Here is a 23,476-nt window from a genome sequence, read left to right on the forward strand (position 1 = left end):
GCTCCTTTCTTTTAATTAATTTGTGCGTTTCAGTGCATTGGCCAGATGTCCCTGGGTGAGTCCCAGCTGCAGCCTCCCTTCAGCGGGGGAGCAGCCGGTGAGAGCGATGAGGATGGCAAGTTTGGCCTGTCCCCCTGCTTTCATCAGGACATCCTCAGCTTCTTTGCGCTTGCAGCCTGCTGCCGCCATGACAATGCGCAGGGCCCGCTCAGATAGTTTTTCATTGGTGGCTTTCACATCCACCATTAGGTTGCCGTAGACCTTGCCAAGTTTTATCATGGTGCCTGTGGAAAGCATATTCAGTACCATTTTTTGGGCAGAGCCTGCCTTCAAACGGGTGGAACCGGTGATGACCTCCGGTCCGGTGACGGGGAGCAGGGCGATATCTGAGAGCTCTGCAATCTCTGCTTTTTCTGCGCAGGCCAGGGCGATAGTGGCAGCGCCCAACTCTCTGGCATAAATGAGCCCTCCTTTGACATAGGGAGTGCGGCCTGAGGCGGCAATACCCACCAGTACGTCTTTGGCAGTGAAGCCTGCTTCTTCCAGGTCGGCTTGTCCAAGTTGCGGGTCGTCCTCAGCCCCTTCCTTTGCGAGGAAGATGGCTGTGGCACCGCCGGCGATGAGTCCCTGCACCATTTCATAGTCGGTGCCGTAGGTGGGAGGGCACTCCACTGCATCGAGGATGCCCAGGCGGCCGGAGGTTCCTGCTCCCATGTAGAAGAGGCGGCCTCCCTTTTGCAGCTTTTCGGCAATGAGGTCGATGGCTTGGGCAATCTCAGGCAGGATTTTTCCTACAGCTTCGGCAACCTTCTTGTCTTCTGCATTTATCAGGGTCACCATGTCCAGAGTGGGCAATTCATCAATGTGCTCAGTGGCAGGATTCCTTTGCTCGGTGGTTAGTTTGTCAAGTGCTATCACGTGTGATTTCTCCCTTGTTTTTAATTATTCGCCTTTATTGGGCTAATTCCTATCTATAGTATAACATAATCTGTGATAACCTTTCCTTACTGGCTTAATTGTCTTATTTTTTCTAAGATAGAACCTTATTGATTTTGCATTGACAGCCTTAGTACCTACTTATATAATCTAAATATCATTCATCAATTTTTCATATCAGCAGAAAGGATGTATTGCTTTGTTTCTCATAGCACTCTCACCGATTCTCTGGCTGGTTATCGCCCTGTCTGTACTGCACATGCCGGCGCATAAGGCTTGCTCGGCAGCTCTCGTCATCGCGATTGCGGCAGCCATGACCATGTTTGGTCTCGATGGCAAATTGGCGGCGGAGGCCGCCCTGGATGGCGTGGCACTTGCGTGCTGGCCAATCCTTCTGGTCATTATCGCAGCGATTTTTACTTACAACCTGGTGGTACACACCAAGGGCATGGAGGTCATCAAGTCCATGCTGTCCTCGGTGAGCTCTGACCGCCGCGCCCTGATTCTCCTCATCGGCTGGGGCTTCGGCGGCTTTTTGGAGGGCATGGCAGGCTTCGGTACTGCTATCGCCATCCCTGCCGGCATGCTGGCAGGGATCGGCATTCCCCCTGTCATGGCTGTGGGCGTCTGCCTCATCGCCAACTCTGTGCCTACGGCCTATGGCTCCATCGGCATCCCTCTGGTGACTCTGGGCAGTGTCACGGGCATTGATGCCACTACTCTGGCCGGCTACACTTCCCTGCAGCTGGCTCCTCTTACCCTCCTTTGCCCCTTCCTCATGACTATTGTGTCCGGCGAGGGCCTGAAGGGCCTCAAGGGCATGGGCATCATGTGCCTGGCAGCGGGCCTGGCTTTCCTGATTCCTGAGTATCTCATTGCCAGCACCATGGGCCCTGAGCTGGCTGTGGTGGCCGGTTCCATCGGCGCCATGGCCGCCATTGTGGCCTGCGCCAAGATGTTCCCCGTGAATAATCCCGAGTACGAGATGCATCCTGACCACACGGGCACCGAGGAGGAAGTTACCGCCAGCAAGGGGCTGGTGGCCTGGCTGCCCTTCATCCTGATCTTCGTGTTCCTGCTGCTCACTTCCAAGCTGGTGCCTGGCATCCATGATCCCCTGTCTGCTATCAAGAGCTCTGTGCTCATCTACAGCGGCGAGGGCGGCACTCCCTATACCTTTACCTGGGTGAATACCCCCGGCATCCTGATCTTCCTGGCAGCCTTCATCGGCGGCACCGTGCAAGGGGCCGGCATGGGGGAGATGCTGGGCGTGCTCAAAAAGACCGTGGTGAACCTGCGCTTCACCATCGTCACCATCATCACCGTCATCGCCACTGCCAAGGTCATGGACCACAGCGGCATGACCCTGGAGCTGGCTCATACGGCGGTGGCCGTCACCGGCACCATGTATCCCATGGTGGCAGCCTTCATCGGCTCCATCGGTACCTTCATCACCGGTTCCGCTACTTCTTCCTGCGTGCTCTTCGGCAAGCTCCAGACTGGTTCTGCCCAGGCTATCGGCGCCAGCGAGACGGTGCAGGCCTGGATTGCGGCTTCCAATGCTACCGGTGCCTGCGCAGGCAAGATGATCTCCCCTCAGAGCATTGCCATCGGCGTGGCCGCTATCGGTGCCAAGGGCATTGATGGAGAGCTGCTGCAGTTCGCGGTGAAGGTGTATATTCCCTTCATCATCGTTATGGGGTGCATTGTGTATTTCGGCCAGACCCTCGTTGGATAAGTTTCGGCTGTTCATTTCTTTGACGCAAAGAAACGAACCAAAGAAACAGCGGCCTTGCCTTTCATCCTTGAAAGCCAACGGCCGCGGAACGCCCATCCATGGGCTGAAGTTTGAGTTCTCTTGGGGTTAGTTTGTGTCACTTGTGTCGATACACAGGGGCAGTTTGTTCTGAAAAAAATCTAAAAAACGCCTTCCGCCCGCTTGCTGTGCGGGTGGGGGGCGTTTTGTGATTTATACCACATATAGTATGGTTATTGACAGGCAAATCCTAGATGTTGTATAATTTGCTTACAACAAGAGATGAAAAATACATGAAATACAAGTGGAAGGAACAGGTGACAAAGCATGGTAGTCAACGGCATTGATGTGACTGTGGAAGGTCTGGAGGATGTCTCTGAGCAGGAAATCCTGGGTTACATTGACTATGTGAATGAGCATACCGAGAACCGTCTGGGCAAGCTCTGCATCTCCGCTGCAGGTGATGGCAATGTGACGCTTAACTACGCCTTGATGCCTCAGAAGTTCGAGCGCATCCGCCGCATCACAGGCTATCTGGTGGGCACTATTGACCGCTGGAATGATGCCAAGCAGGCTGAGGAGCATGACCGGGTAAAGCATGGTGTCAGGCACTGAGTCATCAGAATAGAGAGAGGAGGGGGCAGAGATGAGCGAGATTCGCATAGCGGGTACGGTAGATGATTCTATCGTGGATGGGGAAGGCCTCCGTTATACTATCTTCGTCCAGGGCTGTCCCCGTCGCTGTCCCGGCTGCCACAACCCAGAAACCCAGTGTTTCGAGGGGGGCAGGGTCGTGAGCACTGACGAGCTGCTGGCAGAGATTGAAGCTAATCCCTTGCTGACGGGGGTTACCTTCAGCGGCGGCGAGCCCTTCATGCAGCCGGTACCGCTGGTGGAGATAGCCCGTGCCTGCCACGGCAGAGGGCTTGACATCTGGAGCTACACTGGCTTCACCCTGCAGGAACTCCACGCCCGTCACGATACGGCGGTGGAAGCCCTGCTCTCAGAGGTTGATGTGCTGGTGGATGGGGAGTACAGAGAGGGAGAACGAGACCTCACCCTGATGTTCCGGGGGTCCCGCAACCAGCGCATCATAGACATGAAGGCCAGTCGCAAACAGAAGAGACTGGTGCTTCTCTATCAGGAAGAAGAAAGCGAACAGAGCGCATAAAGTGGTCAAGAACGTGGAATTGACGCATCTGACCAACCCAAAAGGGGCTGCGATAACGCAGCCCCTTCCTTTTATGTTATTTTGCCTGTGATGCCATTTCCTTCATCAGCCAGTCGTGGATTGCCTTGTTATCTGCCTGTCCATCTTCTGTATTCTCATCAAGATAGGTCGCTTTGAAATAGCTGGGCAGTTCTTCATTGATGAGCTGGATCACCCAGGCGCCTTTATTCTCACCAATGCCGTAAATGGCATCCTTGTTGACACCGTAGTTCTGCCGGACATCCTTCAATATATACCTGATGGTATTCATGCCCTCTGTACTGGACAGGCGGCCAACACGCGCTTCTGAGTCCTTCGTTCCCTGAATGGTCAGCACGATTGCATACTGTTGGTTGTTCTCCAGTTCATCTGCCCAGGCAGTGACACCGTCCGTCTGCTTCAGCAAGGCCTTTTCATCTGTTTCCCCGGCCACATCATTGACTACGACAATCAGGGGGTAAGTCTTGGCAGAATCATACCAGCGCGGCAGGCAAAGCTGATAGGGAATTTTTCCTTCTGTACTTACAAAACGCTGGGAAGCAGGCAGCTTATCCTCGGACGAATCCTGACCGGGAGCTACTTTCACCCCCGTATGGGTCTCAAGGGCTTCCTGAGTAGCAGGACGGAACTCCGCATGGGCCATGGACCCAAAGCCAAAGCCGAAGCTGAATGCAGCAATGGCAACAGCAGCCACGATTTTTTTCTTTTGCATGATAATGACCTCCTTAGTCTTTTCCTTTGATTTATTTGCTTACATAACTACGCATTTCTTCGGGCATCTCTTCCCACTTGATTTCGTTCACCGGAATCCCTTTGGAAAGCCCCCAGGCGGCAGCAATGCCTGCTGCCTCGCCCATGCTCATGCAGGTGGGCTGGATGCGGAAGGAAGCCTGGGCAGCGAAGCTGCCGCTGGCACAGCGCCCCACCACCAGCAGGTTGGAGATTTCGTTGGTCACCAAGGCACGGTAGGGGATTTCGTAATACTGTCCCTTTTCCAGCTTCTTGAAGAGATCCAACTTCACATCGTGAATGTCGATGGGGTACGCTGTGCGGCAGACAGCATCGGGAAAATGGTGCGCCTCAAGGATATTTACGCCGGCCTCTTCGCACATTTCATCTTAGACGTAAGCAAGATATTCTGGCACAGCTTCCACTCTTGCGGCATCATCTTTGAGGCCGAGCACTGTCCCAGCTGCGGCCAGGCCATCATCTTCATAAAACTGCGCCTGGATATAGGGATTGCAAATGATTTATCCATAAACAAACCTCCATCATATCGCACTCATACAGAGGTTCTATTCTATCCGCATGCCTGTTTTTCCTGCTTTTCCTCATGTATATCATGCAGCCGGGCCGAGAAAAGGCAAGAGGAAAGGGACTTCAGAAATGGAGCAGGGAATATTGACAAAAATTATAAATGATAATAATATTTAAATAGCAACTTAATATGGTTGGGAACAGGTGTACTTAGGTACTTAATAGGGAATCCGGTGTGGGGCGTGTTGATTAATTCGCTCAGCCCATCTTCACGGGTCTTGACTGTCCCTGCTTCGTTGACAAATCCTCGACATAGCGCCGCTATGCCTCCGGTTTGTCGCCTTGCAATGGACAGCCAATCCCCGCAAATCTGGGCAAAGCTCATTTAATCAACACGCCCTAAGCCGGAGCGGTCCCGCCACTGTAGGGTGGAGTCCTGCACATGAATGTCACTGGGGTAGATATGCTTACCTTGGGAAGGCGTGCAGGGCCATGAAGCCGAGCCAGGAGAACTGCCTGTTCTGTCATCACCGTATAAGAGAGCCGAAGCATCGTGCCTGGTTCCCTTATGTGCCTGCGAGCGATGGGTAGGGGATTGGGCTTAGGGCTTTTTTGCTGTGGCCATTTTTAGGCAATCCGTCTGCGCGCTTGCAGGTGGGTTGCCTTTTCTGTTGGGTTTCACAAATCACACAAGGAGGCTGCAGTATGAGCAACGAGCTGGAAAAAAGCGGCGAGCTCGACCTTCAGGCTATCCTGAAAAAGGCCGAGCAGCAGACGGACTTTCCCGATGTGCCACTGGATGAATTCACTCCTCCCACCTATGAGGAGTGGAAGGAGGCCTGCATCACTCTCTTGAAGGGTGCACCCTTTGAGAAGAAAATGTATACCAAGACCTATGAGGGCATTACCTTCGACCCCATGTACTTCCGCAAGGATACGGAAGATATCCTGCCCAAGGGGGAGTTCCCCGGCATGGGGGATTATCTCAGGGGGGCACAGCCCAGCGGCTATGTTGGGAGGCCCTGGGGCATTGCCCAGTCCTGCGATGAGACCAGCCCCAAGGAAAACAATGAGCTGCTGCGCCATGAGCAGGAGAAGGGTTCCACGGTCTACAATATCCGCCTGGACAAGGCCACCCTGGCTGCCAGGGATGTGAGAAAGGCGGAGACCCCCGGTGATGAGGGCGTGTCCCTGACCACCCTTGATGATGTGCATACCCTGCTGGAGGGGCTGAAGCTGGACAAGTACCCCCTCTATATCTATGCCGGGGCTACGGCTCTGCCTATGCTGGCTCTGGCAGTTGGGGCCTTGAAGTCCTCTGGTACAGACTTGAAGCAGCTCAAGGGCTTTGTGGGAGCAAATCCCCTGGGGGCTTTGGTTGAAGAAGGGGAACTGCCTGCTTCTTTGGACAAGCTCTATGATGAGATGGCGGAAGCCGCCAAGTGGGCTAAGGAAAACGCGCCGGGCCTTGCCACGGTCTTTGTCCGCAGTGATGTATTCAGCCGGGGCGGTGCCAATGATGTGCAGGAGGCTGCCTATGCCCTTGCCATGGCGGTGGCTTATCTGCGGGCGCTGATGGACAGAGGGCTGACTATCGACGAGGCGGCGAAGCAGATTGTCTTCGGCTTCTCCATGGGGGCCAATTTCTTCCTGCAGATTGCCAAGCTCAGGGCCCTGCGTCCCCTCTGGGCGCAGATTGTTGAAGCCTTTGGCGGCAGCCAGGAGGCAAGGCGCATGCACATTCATGCCAAGCCCGCCCTGTTCTTCAAGACTGTCTATGACCCCTACGTCAATATGCTTCGCAATACCACGGAAATCTTCTCAGGGGTAGTAGGAGGCATTGATTCCTTCGAGAGCAGCCCCTTTGACGAGCCTATCCGCAAGGGTGACGAGTTCTCCCGTCGCATTGCCCGCAATGTGCAGATCATCCTGCAGGAGGAATTCGGCCTCTTGCAGCCCATTGACCCTGCCGGCGGTTCCTGGGCGGTGGAGACACTTACCAAGCAGATGAAAGAAAAAATCTGGGAGGAATTCCAGAAGATAGAGGCCAAGGGCGGTATCCTGAAGGCTCTGCAGGAGGGCTATCCCCAGGAGGAGATTGCCAGCGTCCTGAGCGCCCGTTTCAAGGCAGCCGAGACCCGCAAGGACCGTATCGTAGGCAACAATATGTATCCCAACATGACGGAGACTTTGCTTGACCCGCGTCCCGAAGATGTGGAAGAAATCAAGCAACAGCGCAAGGCTGAGGTGGAAAGCTATCTGGCCGATATTGATGAGCAGTTCAAAGAAGAAAAGCTGGCTGAGCTTTCCTCTGCCAAGGCTGGAGTGACGGAAGCTGCCATAGCTGCTGCCTGCGCCGGCGCCACCATTGAGGAACTGGCAGAAGCCCTCCATGGCGGGGCCAAGGGTGAGGAACAGGTGAAAGCCATCGAGCCCCACCGCTGGAGCGAGCGCTTTGAGGCTTTGCGGAAGCTGACGGAGGGTTTCAAGGCTGAGCATGATGATAATGTGAAGATCTTCTTGGCCAATATGGGCCCCATCCCCCAGCACAAGGCCAGGGCTGACTTCACCACGGGGTTCCTGCAGGTGGGCGCCTTTGAGGTGCTGGGCAACAACGGCTTCCAGACTGTGGAGGAAGCGGCCCAGGCTGCCAAGGAGTCCGGGGCAGACGCCGTGGTCATCTGCTCTACCGATGCCACCTATCCCGAGATTGTGCCAGCCCTGGCGCCGAAGCTCCATGAGGTGCTGCCCAAGGCCACGGTATTCCTGGCCGGGGCTGCTCCCCAGGATATGCTGGAAACCTACAACCAGGCGGGCATTGATGAGTACATCCACGTTCGTGCCAACTGCTACCAGATCCTGCAGCTCCTGCAGAAGAAGAAAGGGATGATTGCATAATGGCTTACACAAATCCTGATTTCACCCAGATAAGCCTGAAAGATGCTCCCCAGGGGGCGGCAGGGGACTGGAAGAAGCTTTTCGAGGCCCAGGCCGGGGCGGAGTTTGAGGCTCTCACCCGCCGCACCATGGAGCATGTGCCCGTGAAGCCCCTCTATGGCCATGACGAATATAACCATATGAACCATCTGGACTTTGCCAGCGGCATTCCTCCCTGCCTGCGTGGGCCTTACTCCACCATGTACGTCTTCCGTCCCTGGACGGTGCGTCAGTATGCAGGCTTCTCCACGGCAGAGGAGTCCAATGCCTTCTATCGCAGGAATCTGGCCGCAGGCCAGAAGGGCCTTTCCATCGCCTTTGACCTGCCCACCCACCGCGGCTACGATGCGGATAACCCCAGAGTAGTGGGCGATGTGGGCAAAGCCGGCGTGTCGGTCTGCTCCATGCTTGATATGAATATCCTGTTCTCCGGCATTCCCCTGGACCAGATGTCTGTGTCCATGACCATGAACGGAGCAGTGCTGCCCATCCTGGCCTTCTTTATCCAGTCCGGCGTGGAGCAGGGCGTGGACAAGAAGATCATGGCAGGCACCATCCAGAACGATATACTCAAAGAGTTCATGGTGCGCAACACCTATATTTATCCGCCTGAGATGTCCATGCGCATCATCGGCGATATCTTCGAGTACACCACCAAATACATGCCCAAGTTCAACAGCATTTCCATTTCCGGCTACCATATGCAGGAAGCGGGGGCGCCGGCAGATATTGAGCTGGGCTATACGCTTGCAGATGGTTTGGAGTATATCCGCACGGGCATCAAGGCAGGCCTGCCGGTGGATGCCTTTGCCAAGCGCCTGTCCTTCTTCTGGGCCATCGGCAAGAACTACTTCATGGAAGTGGCCAAGATGCGGGCTGCCCGTGTGCTCTGGGCCAAGATTGTCAAGTCCTTCGGGGCAGAGGATCCCAAGTCCATGGCCCTCCGTACCCACAGCCAGACTTCCGGCTGGTCACTTACGGCCCAGGATCCTTTCAACAATATTTCCCGCACGGCCATGGAGGCCATGGGTGCGGCTTTGGGCCACACCCAGTCCCTGCATACTAATGCGCTGGATGAGGCTATCGCCCTGCCCACGGACTTCTCTGCCCGCATTGCCCGCAATACCCAGCTCTATATCCAGGACGAGACCAGCGTCTGCAAGATCATCGATCCCTGGGGTGGCTCCTATTACGTGGAAGCCCTTACCAACGAGATTATCCGCCGGGCCTGGGCTCATATCCAGGAAGTGGAGGCTTTGGGCGGCATGGCCAAGGCTATTTCCACGGGCCTGCCCAAGATGCGCATCGAGGAGGCGGCTGCCCGCCGTCAGGCCCAGATCGACTCCGGCAACGAGACCATCGTGGGCCTGAACAAGTACCGTCTGGAAAAGGAAGATCCGCTGGAAATTTTGGCCATCGACAATACCGCTGTGCGCAATGCCCAGGTGGAACGTCTGGAAAAACTGCGTCGTGAGCGCAATGATGATGATGTGCGCAGGGCCTTGGAAGCTATCACCAAGGCAGCAGATTCCCGCGATAACGGGAACCTTCTGGAATGCGCGGTGGAGGCAGCCCGTGTGCGGGCCTCTTTGGGCGAGATTTCCGATGCGGTGGAGAAGGTATCGGGCCGCTATCAGGCAGTGATTCACACCATTTCCGGTGTCTATTCCTCCGAGTTCACGGACAAGACGGAGCTGGACAAAGCCCGCAGCATGGCTGACGAGTTCGAGCGCCTCACGGGCCGCCGCCCCCGCATCTTCGTGGCCAAGATGGGCCAGGACGGCCACGACCGCGGCCAGAAGGTCATCGCTTCTTCCTTTGCGGACATGGGTTGGGATGTAGATGTGGGGCCGCTGTTCCAGACTCCTGCCGAGACCGCCCAGGATGCAGTGGACAACGATGTGCACATGGTAGGGTTTAGTTCCCTGGCAGCAGGCCACAATACCCTGCTGCCGCAGCTGGTTGAGGAGCTCAAGAAGCTGGGCCGCGAGGATATCATGGTGGCCATCGGCGGCGTCATTCCCGTGCAGGATTATGACAACCTCTATGAGCATGGGGCCGTGGCAATTTTCGCCCCGGGGACTAATATTCCCGAGGCAGGTATTAAATTGCTGACTCTGCTGATGGAGCGTGTCAAAGAAGAAATTGCTGAAGAGTAAGTTTTGATTGCTTATTTTAGTTTCGGCTGTTCATTTTCTTTGGCGCAAAGAAAACGAACCAAAAGAAAACGCGGCCCCGGTTTGATCCTCAAACGCGAAGGGCCGCAGGAGGCGTCCATCCATGGACGCCGTTACAATAGTCTTTTGGAGAGGAGGAACTAATGGAGCAAAAATATACTACCAGTAAGCCAAGCTGGGTGCCTGAGGAAAAGAATGACAAATTCGCCTGTTCCGTCATGAGCGGCATTGACGGCATCAAGGACACTACCGTGGGCAATATCAATCCTGCTCTGGCCAGCGGGAAGCTGAAGCCCAAGCGGAAGATGATAATGTCTGAGGATGACTATGTGGAAGGGGTCGCTAAGGGAGACCGCATGACCCTTTCCAGGGCCATCACCCTTATTGAGAGCAACAGCCCCAGGCACTTTGCCAAGGCCCAGCGGGTGCTGCAGAGGCTGCTGCCCAGGACAGGCAAGGCCCTGCGCATCGGTATCACCGGCGTGCCGGGGGCGGGCAAGAGCACCATGATAGAGGCCTTCGGCAACATGCTCTGCGATGCAGGCCACAGGGTGGCGGTGCTCACCGTTGACCCCACCAGTTCCGTCACCAAGGGCTCCATACTGGGAGACAAGACCCGGATGGGGACCCTGTCCAGGAGGCCTGAGGCCTTTATCCGCCCTTCCCCCGCAGGGGGGACTTTGGGGGGCGTGGCCCGCAAGAGCCGGGAGACCATGCTCATGTGTGAGGCGGCGGGCTATGATGTGATCATCATCGAAACTGTAGGCGTAGGCCAGTCGGAAACGACTGTACGCTCCATGGTGGATTTCTTCCTGCTGGTGGTGCTGACAGGGGCGGGTGATGAGCTGCAGGGCATCAAGAAGGGCATCATGGAACTGGCAGATGCCATCGTCATCAACAAGGCTGATGGCGACAACCTGACCAAGGCCCAGGTGTCCCGGGGACAGTATGAGCGCATGATAGAGTACATCCGCCCTGCTACTCCGGGCTGGCCCACCCATGCTTACCTGTGCTCCGCTTTGGAAAAGACAGGGCTGAAGGAACTGTGGGAGGTCATTCAGGCTTTTCAGAAGATGACCACCGAAAGCGGTGTCTGGCAGAAGCGCCGTGATGGGCAGCTGCTGGACTGGATGCACAGCATGATTGACGAGCATCTGCACAACCTCTTCTTTGAGGATGCAGTGGTGACAGGCCGCATGCCGGAAATACGGGAGGCTGTGCTGCAAGGTGTGGTGTCACCCACCCAGGCAGTGGCAGAGCTCATCAACCTCTTTGATGTGAAGCGGGCCGCCATGCGGCAGGTGGATCTCTTCCACCCGGAAAAGGAGAAGTGAGATGTATACCAAGAAAATCTATTTTTCCGGGGGAGACTTCCACGAACTGCAGGAGGTATTCAGGAGTTTGCCGGGCGTGACAGATACCTGCACAGGCTATATCAACGGTGAAGGGGAGACAGACTTTGAGTCCGTTTCCTCTGGCACTGCCCGTGCCTATATGGGGGTGGAAGTAACTTTCAACCCCAAGAAAACGGACCTGTCCCAGCTGATGGATGTGCTTTTTGCCGTGGTGAATCCCTATGTGCCTGACGGCCAGGGGGAAGCCAGGGGGGAGCAGTACCGGGCAGGCGTGTTCTACGCCTCCGGTGAGGACGAGCCACAGGTGCAGCTGCACCTGAATTTCATTGCCAGCCGGGGCAAGCCTTCGGCGGTGAGTGAAGGGGGGCTGACCCTTAATGACCCCAACAGCAATCCCAAGCTGGCCCGCCAATGTCATGCTCTGGCCCTGCCCTTGAGAAATTTCCAAAGGGCAGAGGAGGAGCATCAGCACTACTTTGAGAAGCACCCGGAAGAAAAGAGCTTCATCGACTTCCCAAAGCTGAGAGAGTATCTGAAGTTCTGAAAGCTGCAATTACACAGGCAACGCGAAAGCCCGGCCGATTGGCCGGGCTTTCTCTATGGGAAAATGGTATTATGGGGGAGCTATTTGACTACCAGTACGGGGCACTTGGCCTGCTCTACGATGTACTGGCTGACGCTGCCCAGAAGCACGCCTTTGACGATGCCCAGGCCACGGCTGCCCATGACGATGAGGTCGGCGTTGTTGCTGGTGGCAAAGTCCAGGATGACCACAGCAGGAGAGCCCGTCTCTGAGAAGGCTTCCTTCGCGATGCCCGAGGGCACCATTTCCATGGCCCGGTCAAGGATGACGTTGCCGGCCTTGGTGACGGCTTCCAGGATGGCGTCGGAGAGACACGCGTTGATGGCCAGCTGGTTGATGTTGGCCACATATAGGAAGTTCAATTTGGCATTGCAGACCTCTGCCATGGAGATGGCATGGGTGATAGCGCGGTCAGAGCCTTCGGAGCCGTCTACGGGCACCAGAATGTTTTTGATTTCCATATAAAAGACCTCCTGACTTGATTTGACATTCTAAGGCGTTCGGGGCACAGGCACAGCAACGCTTCACTTGGAATTTTACCATGGAATCTAAGCTCGCACTGCACTAGCTCTGCTTTGCAGAGCGTCGCTTGTGTTCGCTAAGATTCATGGTAAAATTCCACACGTTGCGCTTATGCTGTGCCTGTGTCCCTCACTCACTGAATATACAATAGAAATAGCCTGTAGCTATTTGCGGTTCAATGGGGGAAGGGATTTCTTCACCAGATCCGTCAATTGGGAAAAACTTGAGAACATGCTTTCTTCCCTATGGGGCACATCCTTCGGATTCCTGGCAATCAGTACCGACACGGGGGATTCTTCCAGTAGCTGCTGGCTGATGCTGCCCATGAGGAAACCTTCCACGGCTCCCAGGCCTCTGCCTCCCACCACAATGAGCCAGTCCTGCTGCTGGTGGGCGAAGCGCAGGATTTCTTCTACGGGATTCCCTGTGCGCAGGTGAAAATCAGCCGACAACCCCTCAGGCAGGCTCTTCCGTGCCCTGTCCAGCACTTCCTGCTGCTGGTAGCCTACGGCACCGGCCACTTCCTCAGGCAGCCAGCTGTCTGCCTGACTGTCTGTCTTGCTGTCGAAGTAGGAAACATGGAGTATGTCCAAGGTACAGCCGGTGGAAAGTGCCAAATCTCCTGCCAGGCTGACGGCCTGGGCCGAACCCTCCGAGCCGTCCACCGGTACCAGGATTCTTTTTCTTTTCATGGACATTCCCCCTTGTTGTTTACTTGAGATATTCGTGCTAAGAGGGGAAAAACCCTCCAGAGCTTGAAAGTTTTCTTGCTTTTAGTTATGATGATGGCAAAGAAACATTGTAGATACTGGGAAGCGCAGGTGAAATAATGAAGCTGGATATACCTGATAGATTGGTGAGGGAAATTGTAACACTGGCCAGAAAGTATAAGATAGAGAAGTTATTGCTTTTTGGCTCACGGGCACGGGGGACAAATCACCCTCGCAGTGATATAGATTTAGCGGTGGCAGGCGGAGATGTGCTGGGGTTTTCCCTTGAGGTGGAAGATAATACCGATACTTTGCTCTCCTTTGATGTAGTCAATTTGGATGAGGGAATTTCTGCTGAATTGCAGAAAGAGATAGATAGGGATGGGATAGATATGTATGAATTGGGCGGAGAGATGAAAAAATATCAGGCATTCGCAGACTGCTTGAAGGTTCTTGAACAAGTGGATATGGAAATGACGTCAAGGAACGAAATCTACCGTATGGGAGTCATTGGCCAGTTCAACCTCACTTTTGAACTGGCCTGGAAGGCATTGAAAGAGGTACTGACCTTGTACGGTGTGGCAGAAGCAGCCACTGGCTCGCCTAGGGAAATATTCAAGGCAGCTTATGGACTAGGGTGGCTGACAGATGAGAAGGTATGGCTGGAAATGCTGAAAAACAGGAATGTGGCTATCCATGTATATGATGAAGAGAAAGCACAGGTGGTGCTGCAGGCTATATTTGATAAGTATGTGGGAGGTTTGCAGGAACTGCGGGATAAGCTGGAAGAACGGTTGAGAAATATCTCTGCGTAATGTGTGCCTGTTTCTGATTGACAAAGCGTCCTCTCTGATGTTACACTTTAATGAACGAAAAGGTGTAACATTGTAAAACAGGGGGCCGTCATAATGTCGAAAGAGGAACAGCAGGAAAAGGTTGTCAAAAAGAGCGAGGCAGATGTAGTGGCGAATACCACCATTGCCGATGTGTATAAAGCAGCCCAGCAGCTGGAGGGAGTAGCCCGGCATACGGAGCTTGTCCACAGTGATTTCTTCTCTGAAATATCTGGCTGCGATGTCTATATGAAGCCGGAGAATCTGCAGCATACGGGGGCATTCAAGCTGCGTGGGGCTTACAACAAGATCAGCCAGCTCAGTGAGGAAGAGAGGAAGCGCGGGGTTATCACCGCTTCCGCTGGCAATCATGCCCAAGGGGTGGCCTATGCCGCCCAGAAGCTGGGTGTGAAGGCGGTCATCTGCATGCCGGCCACCACGCCTATCCTCAAAGTCGAGGGCACCAAGGCGCTGGGGGCAGAAGTTGTGCTCTTTGGTGATGGCTTTGATGATGCCTATGCTCACAGCCTGGAACTGCAGAAGAAGCACGGCTATGTGTATGTGCATCCCTTCAATGACCTGCAGGTGCTTCTGGGACAGGGCACTACGGCTCTGGAAATCGTGCAGGACCTGAAGGATGTGGATGCTATCCTGGTGCCCATCGGCGGCGGCGGCTTTGCCTCCGGGGTGGCCCTGGCTACGAAGCTGGCTGCTCCCCATGTGAAGGTCTACGGCGTGGAGCCGGAGAATGCCGCCTGCATGCAGGCAGCTCAGCAGCAGGGCAAGATCGTGACCCTGCCCAGTGCCGATACGGTGGCTGATGGCTGTGCCGTGAAGACGGCAGGGACGCTCACCTATGAGTTCTGCAAGAAATATCTGGATGGCATCATCACCGTGTCTGAAATGGAAATCATGGGCGCACTGCTTTCCCTCATTGAGAAGCACAAGCTCATTGCCGAGGGGGCGGGGGTGCTGGCTCTGGCCGGCCTTGACAAGCTGCCTGAGAGCCTCAAGGGCAAGAAGGTAGTGCCTATCGTCAGCGGCGGCAATATCGACATTTCCACTATTTCTGCCCTCATAGACAAGGCCCTAATCGCCCGTGGCCGTGTATTCGCCTTCGCTGTGCAGTTGCCGGACAAGCCGGGCCAGCTCCTGAAGGTGGCGCAGATTCTCACGGATGAGAATGCCAATGTCATCAAGCTGGACCACAACCAGGCCATGGTGACGGATTCCTTCAAGAAGGTGCAGCTGACCGTGACCTGTGAGACTCACAATGAGGAACATATCCAGCGGATTGTGAAGGCCCTGGAGAAGAATGGGTTTGAAATCAGCAGGGTTTATTGAAGCTTGAAAGGCAAAGGGGACTGACCGGAATTTGGTCAGTCCCCTTTTTCAGCTTATCTGCCACTGGGCGTGGCTGCCGTGTTCGTCCTTGGTGACCAGGAGCTGGTTGTCCATTTCCTGCTTGAGTTCTGTCACATGGCTGATGATGCCGATGAGCTTGTCACCGCCGGAGAGGCGTTTGAGAACTTTTATGGCCTGGCTTCTGGCGTGATCGTCCAGGGAGCCGAAGCCCTCGTCTATGAACATGATGTCCAGATTGATGGCAGAGGTGTTGGCCTGAATCTGGTCGGAGAGGCCGAGAGCAAGAGATAGGGCGGCCATGAAGGACTCGCCGCCGGAGAGGGTGCGGATGTCCCGTTCCTGGCCGGTGACGGTGGAGTAGACCCGCAGGTCAAGGCCACGGTTTTTTCCCTGGCCTGCATCCTCAATGGGCATGAGCCGCAGTTCAAACTGTCCAGCTGACATTTCGGCAAAGCGTCGGTTGGCGGCTATGAGAATCTGGCTCAGGTAGTGGCGCTGGACGAAGGTTTCGATGTCCATGCGGCTGCCGCTGATTTTTCCGGACAGTCGGTTGTAGAGACTTTCCAGAGAGGCGGCTTCTTGGAGTTTGTCCTGGCGGGCGGAAAGATTCCTTTTCAGATATTTGGTCACTGCTTCGTTCCGGCTCAGCATATCCCGCAAATGCTGCTGCTTGCTGTTCTGCATTTGCCAAAGGGCATTTATCTCCTGCTGGCTGGCGGCTATCCCTTCCATATCCGGACGGGGAGCATTGCCAAGGGTGGCTATGATGGTTTTTGCCTGCTGCAGGGCAGCCTGGGCTGACTGGCTGGCCCTTTGGGCCTCCTGCAGTTTGTCTTGGGATGCTTTTTGAGTGCTTTCCGCGCCGGCTAGCTCGGCTCGGGCTGCCTGGCTGTCAGGGTACGTTTGCTGAGCTTGGAGAGTCTTGCTCTTTCCCTCCAGTGCCCGGACTTCGCCCTCGGCCTTCTGCTTGTTTTCTGCGGCTTGGTCGGCGGCTTCCTGCAGTTTCTGCAGTTTTTCGCTGCTTTGGGAGAGGGCCTGCTGTATGGCTGTCAGGTCATTTTCCTGTTTGGTCAATTCCTGCAGCTTGGCGGCTATTTGATTCTGCCATTTTTTCAGGCTGGCTTCTATAAAGGAGAGGGGGTTATCTTCCGGGACAATGAGCTTGGCCTGCTGGTGCAGGTTTTCGCAAAGTTCTTTGAGTTGTGAGCTGAACTGCTCTTCCAGCGCCTGTTTGGCAGTTTTTTCCTTCTGGGCTCGATTGGAGGCCTCTATCTGCAGATTGTTCAGTTCGGCTGCTTTCGCTTGCAATAGTTCCAGTTCATGGCGTTCCAAGGGCTTGTCCTGCTGGTCGAATTGGTGGGGATGAGGGTGCTTAAGGGAACCGCATACTGGGCAGGGAGAGCCATCTTTGAGGCTCTGGGCCAGCACGCCGGCCTGGGCGTCAAGGAAGCACTGATGCTCCCTGTGGTATGAATCCAGCTTCTCCTGGTACACCTTTTTCTGTGCCAGATAGGCTGACTGGGCGGCGGCAGTTTTTTGGGTGGCAGTGGTCAGCCTGGCTTGCAGGTCAAGCAGGCTCAGCCGCTTTTTTTCCCAGTCCTGGGTCTTTCTCTGCTGCTCCCGGGCGCGTTCCAGCTTTTTCGTGATTTCCGGGAGGGCTGTAATCTGTTGCTGCCAGCTGTTTATTCTAGCTGTGTAGTCTGATTGTGCTGTTTTTGTTTCATGGAGCTTTTTCTCTGCACCCTCAAGCTGCGCTTTAGTGCTTGTCAGCAATTTCTGGGTGTTTTCAAGTTCTGCCAACTGGCTGAGGGCGGCTTCCACTTTTGTTTTTGTGGCGGTATAGACAGCCAGGGAGGCTTGGGCGGCAGTCTGGGCAGATTTTTCGTTTTCCTCTGCTGTCCTTGTGCTGCTTTCCAGTCTTGCCAGCAATTCCTCTTTTGTTGTTTCCTGACCCGAAATATTGTCCAGCTGTCGGTAGGCTTTCTCCAGTTCCTGAGCTTTGGCCAGCTGGGAGTTTATCTCGTCCCGCTTCCTGGTGGTGTCTTCCCAGGACTTGGTTATTTCGTCCAGCTCGTTATGCTGCTTGTCTGTAAGGGCAGCAAGTTCTTCTGCCAGCTTTTCCAGCTCTGCGATGTTGGGCTTGTTCTTCTTGTCCAGCACTCTTGCTTTGAGTTCCGGCAGGGGATTTTCCAGGGTGAGGTCTTTGGGCAGGCAGATATCCTCTGCCCGGCTCTGGCAGTTTTGCAGGAGGTCATTCATTTCTCCCTGCATGCTGCTATTGCGCAAGCGCAGTTCATTTACAATGGCATCGAAGATTTCCGTGCCGAAGAGGCGGCGGAAGATTTCCTTTTTCTTGGAGGAGTCCAGTCGCAAGAGTTCCATGAACTCTCCCTGGGCAATCATGCCCACCTGCATGAATTGCTCCTTGGTGAGCCCTACGATTTCCTGCAGTTTGGCGTTGATTTCGTTGATCTTGCCAAGGAAGTCGCTGCCATCGGGCAGGGTCAGGGTGATTTCTTCCTTAGTTTCAATATCCTCACCCTTGCCCCGCAGACGCTTGCGGAAGTGGTGGGGGACGCGGCGGACTGTGTACCTATCTTCATGTCCTCCGTTAAGCTCGCTGAAAGTCAGCTCCACAAAAGGGGTGACTTCCCTGCCGATATACTGGCTTTGCATATCGGTGCTGGCTTTTTTATTGTTATTGGAGCTGTTTTCCCCGTAGAGGGCAAAGACCAGGGCATCGAAGATGGTGGTCTTGCCTGCGCCGGTGTCACCAGTGATGAGAAAGAGGTTCTGCCGGGGGGCTGTGAAGTCAATCTCAGTTTTTGTCCCGTAGGAGCCAAAGGCCTGCAGGGTCAGTTTGATGGGTTTCATATCTTAGCCTCCCTGGCGCTATGCTGTACGCTGTTGATTATTTCTGCCAGCAGGGCCTCGTCCTCCGGGGCCAGGTCACTGAGGAAAGATTGGCAGAGCTGGAAGGGGGAGAGGCTTTCCTGAGGTGCAAGTCCGGCTTCATAGTCGGCGCTGTGGCGGGTGTTGCGGCGCACTTCCAGCAGGTTAGGGAAGGCGGCGCTGAGACGGTCCTGCATATCAAAGACGTCCAGGTCATTTTCGTCCGTCAGGGTGATGCTCACATAGTCTTCCGAAGGGGCAGAGAGCACTTCGGCCAGTTTGCCTTTTATTTTGCGGACATCGTGGAGGGGCTTGAGAGGGATAACGGAAGTCCTGACCGTGCCCTTTGCTTCAAGTTCGACTTCAACAATGCCCTTCGCCTGCCCTGCCTCGCTGACAGAGCAGGGCAGGGGCGTGCCGCAGTAGCGGTAGCAGTCCTTGCCGTTCAGCTGCATGGGCTGGTGGATATGGCCGAGAGCCGCATAGTCGAAGCGCTCCAGGATATCTCCCTTGACGGAGTCGATATTGCCCACGGTGACGATTTCCGAGTCTGCTCTGGGAATGTCAGCGGCGCTCTTGCCAGTGGAGAGATAGAACTGATGGCTTACCAGTACATTGCGGGCCGTCGGATCTATGTTTTCCCGTCCTATCAAGGCGTGGAGGGCGGCATCATAGGTCAGGTTCGTGCCATTTTCATCGGTGCCGGTGATGGCCTTGACCATGGAGGGCTTCACGAAGGGCAGCAGGTAGAAATGCACCGGGCCGTATTTGTCAGTGAGGGTGATTTTCTCGATGTGTTCCTCTGGTTCCAAGGGAGGCAGGCCAATCATGTGCAGGTGATGGTCGGAGAGCAGTGAGCGGAATGCGTTCACCCGCTGGGCGCTGTCATGGTTGCCGGAAATCAGCATGATTTCCATTTGGGGCAGGGCATGGGAAAGTTCTGTGATGAATCTGTCGAAAAGGGCTACTGCCTCTGCTGAGGGGACGGACTTGTCGTAGATGTCCCCGGCTATGATGAGGGCCTCGGGCTGCCTTTCCCTGGCAGACTCAATGATCTTATCCAATATATATGCCTGGTCATGGCTGAGGTCATGGTTCATAAGTTTCAGACCGATATGCAGGTCAGAGAGATGGAAAAATTTCATGCGGTTTGCCTCCTGTGCTTGCTGATAGGCAATATTATAGCACTTTTGTTCGCATTTATCTGCAGGCAAATGAAAAGGACCGGCTTTTGCGCCAGCCCCTTCAGATTCACTTATCTAAGCCATAATACCACAGCAGGGCCTGCGTGCCCTTGTCTCCCTTGCCCTGCCTTTCCATCTGCCTGACTTCCGAGAGCACCTGTCCCAGCACTGGCAGGGCGGCACCATAGGCGGCGGAGGTTTCAGTGCCGATGGCCAGGTCCTTGCCGAAGTGCTTGAGCATGAAGCCGGGTTCGAAATCACCATCGAGGCCCCGGCGCACCACATTTGACATCTGGAAACTGCCGGCGGCACCTGCGGAGATAGCCTGGAAGGTTTTCTCCAAATCCAGTCCTGAAGCCTTAGCGTAGGCATAAGCTTCGCAAGCCCCTGCCAAAGCACCGGCAATGGCAATCTGGTTGCAGGCCTTGGCTTTCTGCCCTGCCCCTGCGCTGCCCATGTAGACCAGATTCTTTCCCATGGCGGAAAAGACGGGCTTCAGGGCCTCGAAGGAGCTTTCCTCGCCGCCCACCAGGATGGATAGGGTGGCATTCTTTGCTCCCACATCGCCCCCGGTCACCGGAGCGTCCACGGCGTGGATGCCTTTTGTCTTTGCCTCAGTGAAGATCCTTTCTGCCAGAATGGGAGAGCTGGTAGTCATATCAATGACATAGGCGCCTTCCCCGGCGCTTGAAAGTATCCCGTCCTTGCCCAGATAGACTTCTTCCACGTCCTTGGGATAACCCACGATGGTGATGACTGCGTCCTGTCCCCTGGCGCATTCGCCGGGGCTGCCACACCACCTGGCTCCCTTTTCTATGAGCCCTTCCGCCTTGGCCTTGGTGCGGTTGTAGACGCTGACTTCAAAGCCTGCTGCCAGCAGATGACCTGCCATGGCCGCTCCCATGATGCCAGTGCCGATAAAGCCGATTTTCTTTATGCTCATGCTTTCAGCCTCCTGAATAGATCCCTTGTCGACTCACATACCATTTCTGCAAGGAAGGCGTATTTCCTGCCCGAGTGTGAAAAAGGAGGCCGCTCTAGGGCAAGCCTCCCGTGTTTTATTCGCTTTTATTCTGCACAATGGTCCTGATGGGGAAGGGAATTTCGATGCCTTCCTGGCGGTAGCGCTTGGTCAGGGCCTTGATGAATTCGTGCTTCAGCAGGAACTGATGGTCAAAGTTGCTGCTGTGCATGATGACGTTGAAGTCGATGGAGGATTCTCCGAAGGTGTGGAATCTCACGGTTGGGGGGATGTCAAGCTCCCTGTCAACTTCTTCCATGACCTTGGTAGCCACCTCCAGCGTGACCCGCTCTACCTGCTCCAGGTCGCTGCCATAGGCTACGCCAATGGGAATCTTGATGATGATATCCTTGCGGGGCAGGCTGTAGTTGGTGATGATGGCGGAGGCGATCTTCTGGTTGGGGATGACCACCATATTGCCGTCACCTACAGGGGTGATGGTGGTGAAGCGCCAGGTGATGTCCGTGACCCGGCCTTCCTCGTTGGAGCTGAGCTTGATATAGTCCCCCAGCCGCAGCTGCTTGGAGAGTATTAGATGGAGGCCGGAGAAGATGTTGGCCAGGGTCTCCTGCAGGGCCAGGGCCACGGCCATACCACCGACGCCCAGGGCGGTGAGGATGGGGGCGATGGAAATGCCGTAGTATTGCAGGACCACCAATACGCCCATGGCGTAGATGATGACATTGACGATGGCGTTCAAAAGAGTGGTGCGGGGCAGGTCCCTGGACTTGGCTATCTGCATATCCACGAAACCGGAAACGGTGCGGGCTATGACCCGCGTGATGGAAAGCACGATGACCGTAAAGAGTATATAGGAGAAGAGCTTCACGAAGGATTGGATGAAGTCAATGAGGCTGATGCTCCAGTAAAGGCCTATGATGAGGCAGAGAGAGATGGGGACTCCCCTGAGGGCATTCAGGAACAGATGCGTCCAGGTGCCTTCTTCCCCTTGCAGATGCTGATTGAGGCGGCGGTTCAGGAGCTTGTTGATGGCTATGCCGACCGCAAGGGATGCCAGCATCACCAGGGTCGGGGGCAAGAGGGGCATCATTACACGGCCGGCGAATTCGTCCCAGCCGGAAATTCCCAATAGTTCTAGCATGATAAGTCCTCCCTAGTTGCAATAGAATAACACTACTATTATACTATATGCAGAAATTGATTACATTAGGAACTTTTCATAAATAAATTTTAGATGAGGGTGAATAATTGTGGAAACATTGACATACAGCTTTCCAGAGGAAAAGATAAAGGGAATTCTGGCAGAGGGGCCGCGACTTAGGCTCAGGAGGGCGGAGGAGAGTGATCTGCCTTATATCATGAAGCTGGAATTTGCACCGGAGAACCTTAAGTTCATCGTGCCCTTTGAAGAGGCTTTCCATCATAAGATCATCACGGAAGGGAAGGCTTCACTGGATATCATCGTGGAGAGACCTGACGGCACGCCAGTGGGCTATATCCTGATGAATGGCTTGCTGACGGAGGCTAAGGAGGCGGAGTGGACTCACTTCATCATGGGGGAGAAAGGCAAGGGGTACGGCCATGAGGCCATGAAGCTGATCAAGGCCCTGACCTTCAGGGAGCTGGGCTTTCACCGGGCCTGGCTGGACTGCAAGGATTATAACGCCAGAGCCCTGCACCTCTATCAGTCAGAAGGCATGGTAAGGGAAGGCCTGATACGCGATACCATCATAACCAATGGCAAGTACGAGAATCTGGTTATCCTGGGCATGCTGGAGCGCGAATATGAGGCAAGGCGCCAGCAGCACCTGGAATATTAAATAATCTTCTGTAAATAAAAAAATTACGGATTTTGGGGCACATGCAGACATGTGTCCTTTTTATTTGGGATAAAAAAAGATACAATAAGAACAACAAAGAAACAAGGCGCAAGGAACTGGAGCGGGATAAATTGTACAGATGGCGCAGAACAAATTTTCATAGGCAAGGCGAAGGAAGGAGACGTAGCGGTGCTACGTCGACTGACGACAACGCAGCCTAGGGGAATTTGGGCAAGCAAGATGTATAATTTATTTCGTGATAGTTCCTACGATTTTAAGGAGGCCTGCAAAATGAAAGCAGCAGAGATTTTGGCAAGGGTTGACCACACCCTTTTGAAGCAGACGGCAACTTGGGCAGAGATACAGCGTATTTGCGAGGAGGCAAAGACTTATCACACTGCTACGGTGATGGTGCCCTCCTGCTTCATCGCCCGCATCAAGGAAACCTACGGCGAGAGCGTGAAGGCAGCTACGGTGGTGGGATTCCCCAACGGCAACTGCAATACGGCGGCCAAGATAGCTGAGACTGCCCAGGCCCTGGCTGATGGCGCCGAGGAAATCGACATGGTCATCAATGTGGGAGCCCTCAAGGCCGGGGAGACCAAATACGTAACTGATGAAATCAAGGCACTGAAGCAGCTCTGCGGCGAGCGGGTGCTGAAGGTCATTGTGGAGACCTGCTTCCTGACGGAAGAGGAAAAGATTGCCGCTTGCAAGTGCGTCACCGAGGGCGGTGCGGACTTCATCAAGACTTCCACGGGTTTTGGCACCGCAGGGGCAACTCTTGAGGATATCAAGCTCTTCAAGGAGCATATCGGTGAAGGCGTGCAGATGAAGGCAGCCGGCGGCATCCATACCCGCGAGGAAATGGAAGCCTTTATCGAGGCAGGCTGCACCCGCCTGGGTGCCAGCGCTGCTGTGAAGGTGCTGAAAGACGAAATCTGATTCTCTGGTTGG

The 23,476-nt window shown here is 54.8% G+C and carries 20 protein-coding genes and 1 riboswitch; of the genes, 11 read left to right on the forward strand and 9 right to left on the reverse strand.

What is annotated here, in order from left to right; all coding sequences use genetic code 11:
• Window positions 1-15 precede the first annotated feature (15 nt).
• Complete coding sequence (gene murQ, locus BLW59_RS05285) at window positions 16-918, reverse strand: N-acetylmuramic acid 6-phosphate etherase (RefSeq protein WP_074696761.1); 903 nt, start codon at window positions 916-918, stop codon at window positions 16-18.
• A gap of 217 nt (window positions 919-1,135) precedes the next feature.
• Here murQ and BLW59_RS05290 point away from each other — a divergent pair, with 217 nt between their 5' ends.
• From BLW59_RS05290 to nrdG, 3 genes are all read left to right on the forward strand, one after another.
• Complete coding sequence (locus tag BLW59_RS05290) at window positions 1,136-2,674, forward strand: L-lactate permease (protein WP_074696763.1); 1,539 nt, start codon at window positions 1,136-1,138, stop codon at window positions 2,672-2,674.
• A gap of 345 nt (window positions 2,675-3,019) precedes the next feature.
• A complete protein-coding gene (nrdD, locus tag BLW59_RS05295; RefSeq protein ID WP_029540800.1) occupies window positions 3,020-3,307 on the forward strand; it encodes an anaerobic ribonucleoside-triphosphate reductase in 288 nt (95 codons plus the stop codon).
• A gap of 31 nt (window positions 3,308-3,338) precedes the next feature.
• On the forward strand, window positions 3,339-3,863 hold the full coding sequence (gene nrdG, locus BLW59_RS05300) for an anaerobic ribonucleoside-triphosphate reductase activating protein (protein ID WP_074696765.1): 525 nt from the start codon (window positions 3,339-3,341) through the stop codon (window positions 3,861-3,863).
• A 76-nt stretch (window positions 3,864-3,939) separates the two neighbouring features.
• On the opposite strand, the gene BLW59_RS05305 is transcribed toward nrdG, so the two are convergent.
• Together BLW59_RS05305 and BLW59_RS05310 are read right to left on the reverse strand one after the other, a co-directional pair.
• Window positions 3,940-4,614: a hypothetical protein gene (locus tag BLW59_RS05305; RefSeq protein ID WP_074696767.1), complete on the reverse strand. Its 675-nt coding sequence runs from the start codon at window positions 4,612-4,614 to the stop codon at window positions 3,940-3,942.
• Between the two features lie 31 nt (window positions 4,615-4,645).
• Window positions 4,646-5,014 (reverse strand): FAD-dependent oxidoreductase, encoded by a 369-nt coding sequence (locus tag BLW59_RS05310; RefSeq protein WP_074696769.1) that lies wholly within the window; start codon window positions 5,012-5,014, stop codon window positions 4,646-4,648.
• 330 nt (window positions 5,015-5,344) lie between these two features.
• Window positions 5,345-5,694: riboswitch (cobalamin riboswitch) on the forward strand.
• A gap of 170 nt (window positions 5,695-5,864) precedes the next feature.
• Here BLW59_RS05310 and BLW59_RS05315 point away from each other — a divergent pair.
• The 4 genes from BLW59_RS05315 (at window position 5,865) to BLW59_RS05330 (ending at window position 12,172) form a co-directional block, all read left to right on the forward strand.
• Window positions 5,865-8,057 carry a methylmalonyl-CoA mutase family protein gene (locus BLW59_RS05315; RefSeq protein ID WP_074696771.1) on the forward strand — a complete coding sequence of 731 codons (2,193 nt, stop codon included), beginning with the start codon at window positions 5,865-5,867 and terminating at the stop codon, window positions 8,055-8,057.
• Window positions 8,054-10,255 (forward strand): methylmalonyl-CoA mutase, encoded by a 2,202-nt coding sequence (scpA, locus tag BLW59_RS05320; protein ID WP_139283553.1) that lies wholly within the window; start codon window positions 8,054-8,056, stop codon window positions 10,253-10,255. Before BLW59_RS05315 ends, scpA begins: the two co-directional genes overlap by 4 nt.
• A gap of 161 nt (window positions 10,256-10,416) precedes the next feature.
• Window positions 10,417-11,607 carry a methylmalonyl Co-A mutase-associated GTPase MeaB gene (meaB, locus tag BLW59_RS05325; RefSeq protein ID WP_074696775.1) on the forward strand — a complete coding sequence of 397 codons (1,191 nt, stop codon included), beginning with the start codon at window positions 10,417-10,419 and terminating at the stop codon, window positions 11,605-11,607.
• 1 nt (window position 11,608) lies between these two features.
• Window positions 11,609-12,172 carry a peptide-methionine (S)-S-oxide reductase gene (locus BLW59_RS05330; protein WP_074696777.1) on the forward strand — a complete coding sequence of 188 codons (564 nt, stop codon included), beginning with the start codon at window positions 11,609-11,611 and terminating at the stop codon, window positions 12,170-12,172.
• Window positions 12,173-12,252: 80 nt separating this feature from the next.
• Here the strand turns inward: BLW59_RS05330 and BLW59_RS05335 are convergent, their stop codons facing one another.
• On the reverse strand, window positions 12,253-12,672 hold the full coding sequence (locus BLW59_RS05335) for a universal stress protein (protein ID WP_029540783.1): 420 nt from the start codon (window positions 12,670-12,672) through the stop codon (window positions 12,253-12,255).
• Between the two features lie 225 nt (window positions 12,673-12,897).
• Window positions 12,898-13,425, reverse strand: coding sequence for a universal stress protein (locus tag BLW59_RS05340; protein WP_074696779.1), 528 nt, complete (start codon window positions 13,423-13,425; stop codon window positions 12,898-12,900).
• Between the two features lie 137 nt (window positions 13,426-13,562).
• On the opposite strand from BLW59_RS05340, the gene BLW59_RS17955 reads away from it, so the two are divergent.
• Together BLW59_RS17955 and ilvA are read left to right on the forward strand one after the other, a co-directional pair.
• Complete coding sequence (locus BLW59_RS17955; protein WP_217634606.1) at window positions 13,563-14,258, forward strand: HI0074 family nucleotidyltransferase substrate-binding subunit; 696 nt, start codon at window positions 13,563-13,565, stop codon at window positions 14,256-14,258.
• Window positions 14,259-14,351: 93 nt separating this feature from the next.
• Window positions 14,352-15,620: a threonine ammonia-lyase gene (gene ilvA, locus BLW59_RS05355; protein ID WP_074696782.1), complete on the forward strand. Its 1,269-nt coding sequence runs from the start codon at window positions 14,352-14,354 to the stop codon at window positions 15,618-15,620.
• 48 nt (window positions 15,621-15,668) lie between these two features.
• Here the strand turns inward: ilvA and BLW59_RS05360 are convergent, their stop codons facing one another.
• From BLW59_RS05360 to BLW59_RS05375, 4 genes are all read right to left on the reverse strand, one after another.
• Window positions 15,669-18,515, reverse strand: coding sequence for an AAA family ATPase (locus BLW59_RS05360; protein WP_074696784.1), 2,847 nt, complete (start codon window positions 18,513-18,515; stop codon window positions 15,669-15,671).
• Entirely contained in the window at window positions 18,512-19,678 is a 1,167-nt protein-coding gene (locus tag BLW59_RS05365) for an exonuclease SbcCD subunit D (RefSeq protein WP_074696786.1), read from the reverse strand. The genes BLW59_RS05360 and BLW59_RS05365 overlap by 4 nt, the downstream gene beginning before the upstream one ends.
• 106 nt (window positions 19,679-19,784) lie before the next feature.
• The gene (locus BLW59_RS05370) at window positions 19,785-20,660 is read right to left on the reverse strand and encodes an NAD(P)-dependent oxidoreductase (protein WP_318258345.1); all 876 of its coding nucleotides are present in this window, start codon (window positions 20,658-20,660) and stop codon (window positions 19,785-19,787) included.
• Between the two features lie 115 nt (window positions 20,661-20,775).
• Window positions 20,776-21,840: a mechanosensitive ion channel family protein gene (locus BLW59_RS05375; RefSeq protein ID WP_051650043.1), complete on the reverse strand. Its 1,065-nt coding sequence runs from the start codon at window positions 21,838-21,840 to the stop codon at window positions 20,776-20,778.
• A gap of 145 nt (window positions 21,841-21,985) precedes the next feature.
• Here BLW59_RS05375 and BLW59_RS05380 point away from each other — a divergent pair, with 145 nt between their 5' ends.
• Complete coding sequence (locus BLW59_RS05380) at window positions 21,986-22,519, forward strand: GNAT family N-acetyltransferase (protein ID WP_074696824.1); 534 nt, start codon at window positions 21,986-21,988, stop codon at window positions 22,517-22,519.
• A 291-nt stretch (window positions 22,520-22,810) separates the two neighbouring features.
• On the forward strand, window positions 22,811-23,464 hold the full coding sequence (gene deoC, locus BLW59_RS05385; protein ID WP_074696789.1) for a deoxyribose-phosphate aldolase: 654 nt from the start codon (window positions 22,811-22,813) through the stop codon (window positions 23,462-23,464).
• Window positions 23,465-23,476 lie beyond the last annotated feature (12 nt).

The sequence above is a fragment of the Selenomonas sp. KH1T6 genome, assembly GCF_900108415.1.
GTDB classification, from domain to species: domain Bacteria; phylum Bacillota; class Negativicutes; order Selenomonadales; family Selenomonadaceae; genus Selenomonas_B; species Selenomonas_B ruminantium_A.

Bases quoted from the DNA above. Each gene is read 5' to 3' on its own strand.
- nrdD (WP_029540800.1), top strand. From the start codon at position 3,020: ATGGTAGTCAACGGCATTGATGTGACTGTGGAAGGTCTGGAGGATGTC.
- nrdG (WP_074696765.1), top strand. From the start codon at position 3,339: ATGAGCGAGATTCGCATAGCGGGTACGGTAGATGATTCTATCGTGGAT.
- BLW59_RS05305 (WP_074696767.1), bottom strand. From the start codon at position 4,614: ATGCAAAAGAAAAAAATCGTGGCTGCTGTTGCCATTGCTGCATTCAGC.
- BLW59_RS05310 (WP_074696769.1), bottom strand. From the start codon at position 5,014: ATGTGCGAAGAGGCCGGCGTAAATATCCTTGAGGCGCACCATTTTCCC.
- BLW59_RS05315 (WP_074696771.1), top strand. From the start codon at position 5,865: ATGAGCAACGAGCTGGAAAAAAGCGGCGAGCTCGACCTTCAGGCTATC.
- meaB (WP_074696775.1), top strand. From the start codon at position 10,417: ATGGAGCAAAAATATACTACCAGTAAGCCAAGCTGGGTGCCTGAGGAA.
- BLW59_RS05330 (WP_074696777.1), top strand. From the start codon at position 11,609: ATGTATACCAAGAAAATCTATTTTTCCGGGGGAGACTTCCACGAACTG.
- BLW59_RS05335 (WP_029540783.1), bottom strand. From the start codon at position 12,672: ATGGAAATCAAAAACATTCTGGTGCCCGTAGACGGCTCCGAAGGCTCT.
- BLW59_RS05340 (WP_074696779.1), bottom strand. From the start codon at position 13,425: ATGAAAAGAAAAAGAATCCTGGTACCGGTGGACGGCTCGGAGGGTTCG.
- BLW59_RS17955 (WP_217634606.1), top strand. From the start codon at position 13,563: ATGAAGCTGGATATACCTGATAGATTGGTGAGGGAAATTGTAACACTG.
- ilvA (WP_074696782.1), top strand. From the start codon at position 14,352: ATGTCGAAAGAGGAACAGCAGGAAAAGGTTGTCAAAAAGAGCGAGGCA.
- BLW59_RS05360 (WP_074696784.1), bottom strand. From the start codon at position 18,515: ATGAAACCCATCAAACTGACCCTGCAGGCCTTTGGCTCCTACGGGACA.
- BLW59_RS05365 (WP_074696786.1), bottom strand. From the start codon at position 19,678: ATGAAATTTTTCCATCTCTCTGACCTGCATATCGGTCTGAAACTTATG.
- BLW59_RS05370 (WP_318258345.1), bottom strand. From the start codon at position 20,660: ATGAGCATAAAGAAAATCGGCTTTATCGGCACTGGCATCATGGGAGCG.
- BLW59_RS05375 (WP_051650043.1), bottom strand. From the start codon at position 21,840: ATGCTAGAACTATTGGGAATTTCCGGCTGGGACGAATTCGCCGGCCGT.
- deoC (WP_074696789.1), top strand. From the start codon at position 22,811: ATGAAAGCAGCAGAGATTTTGGCAAGGGTTGACCACACCCTTTTGAAG.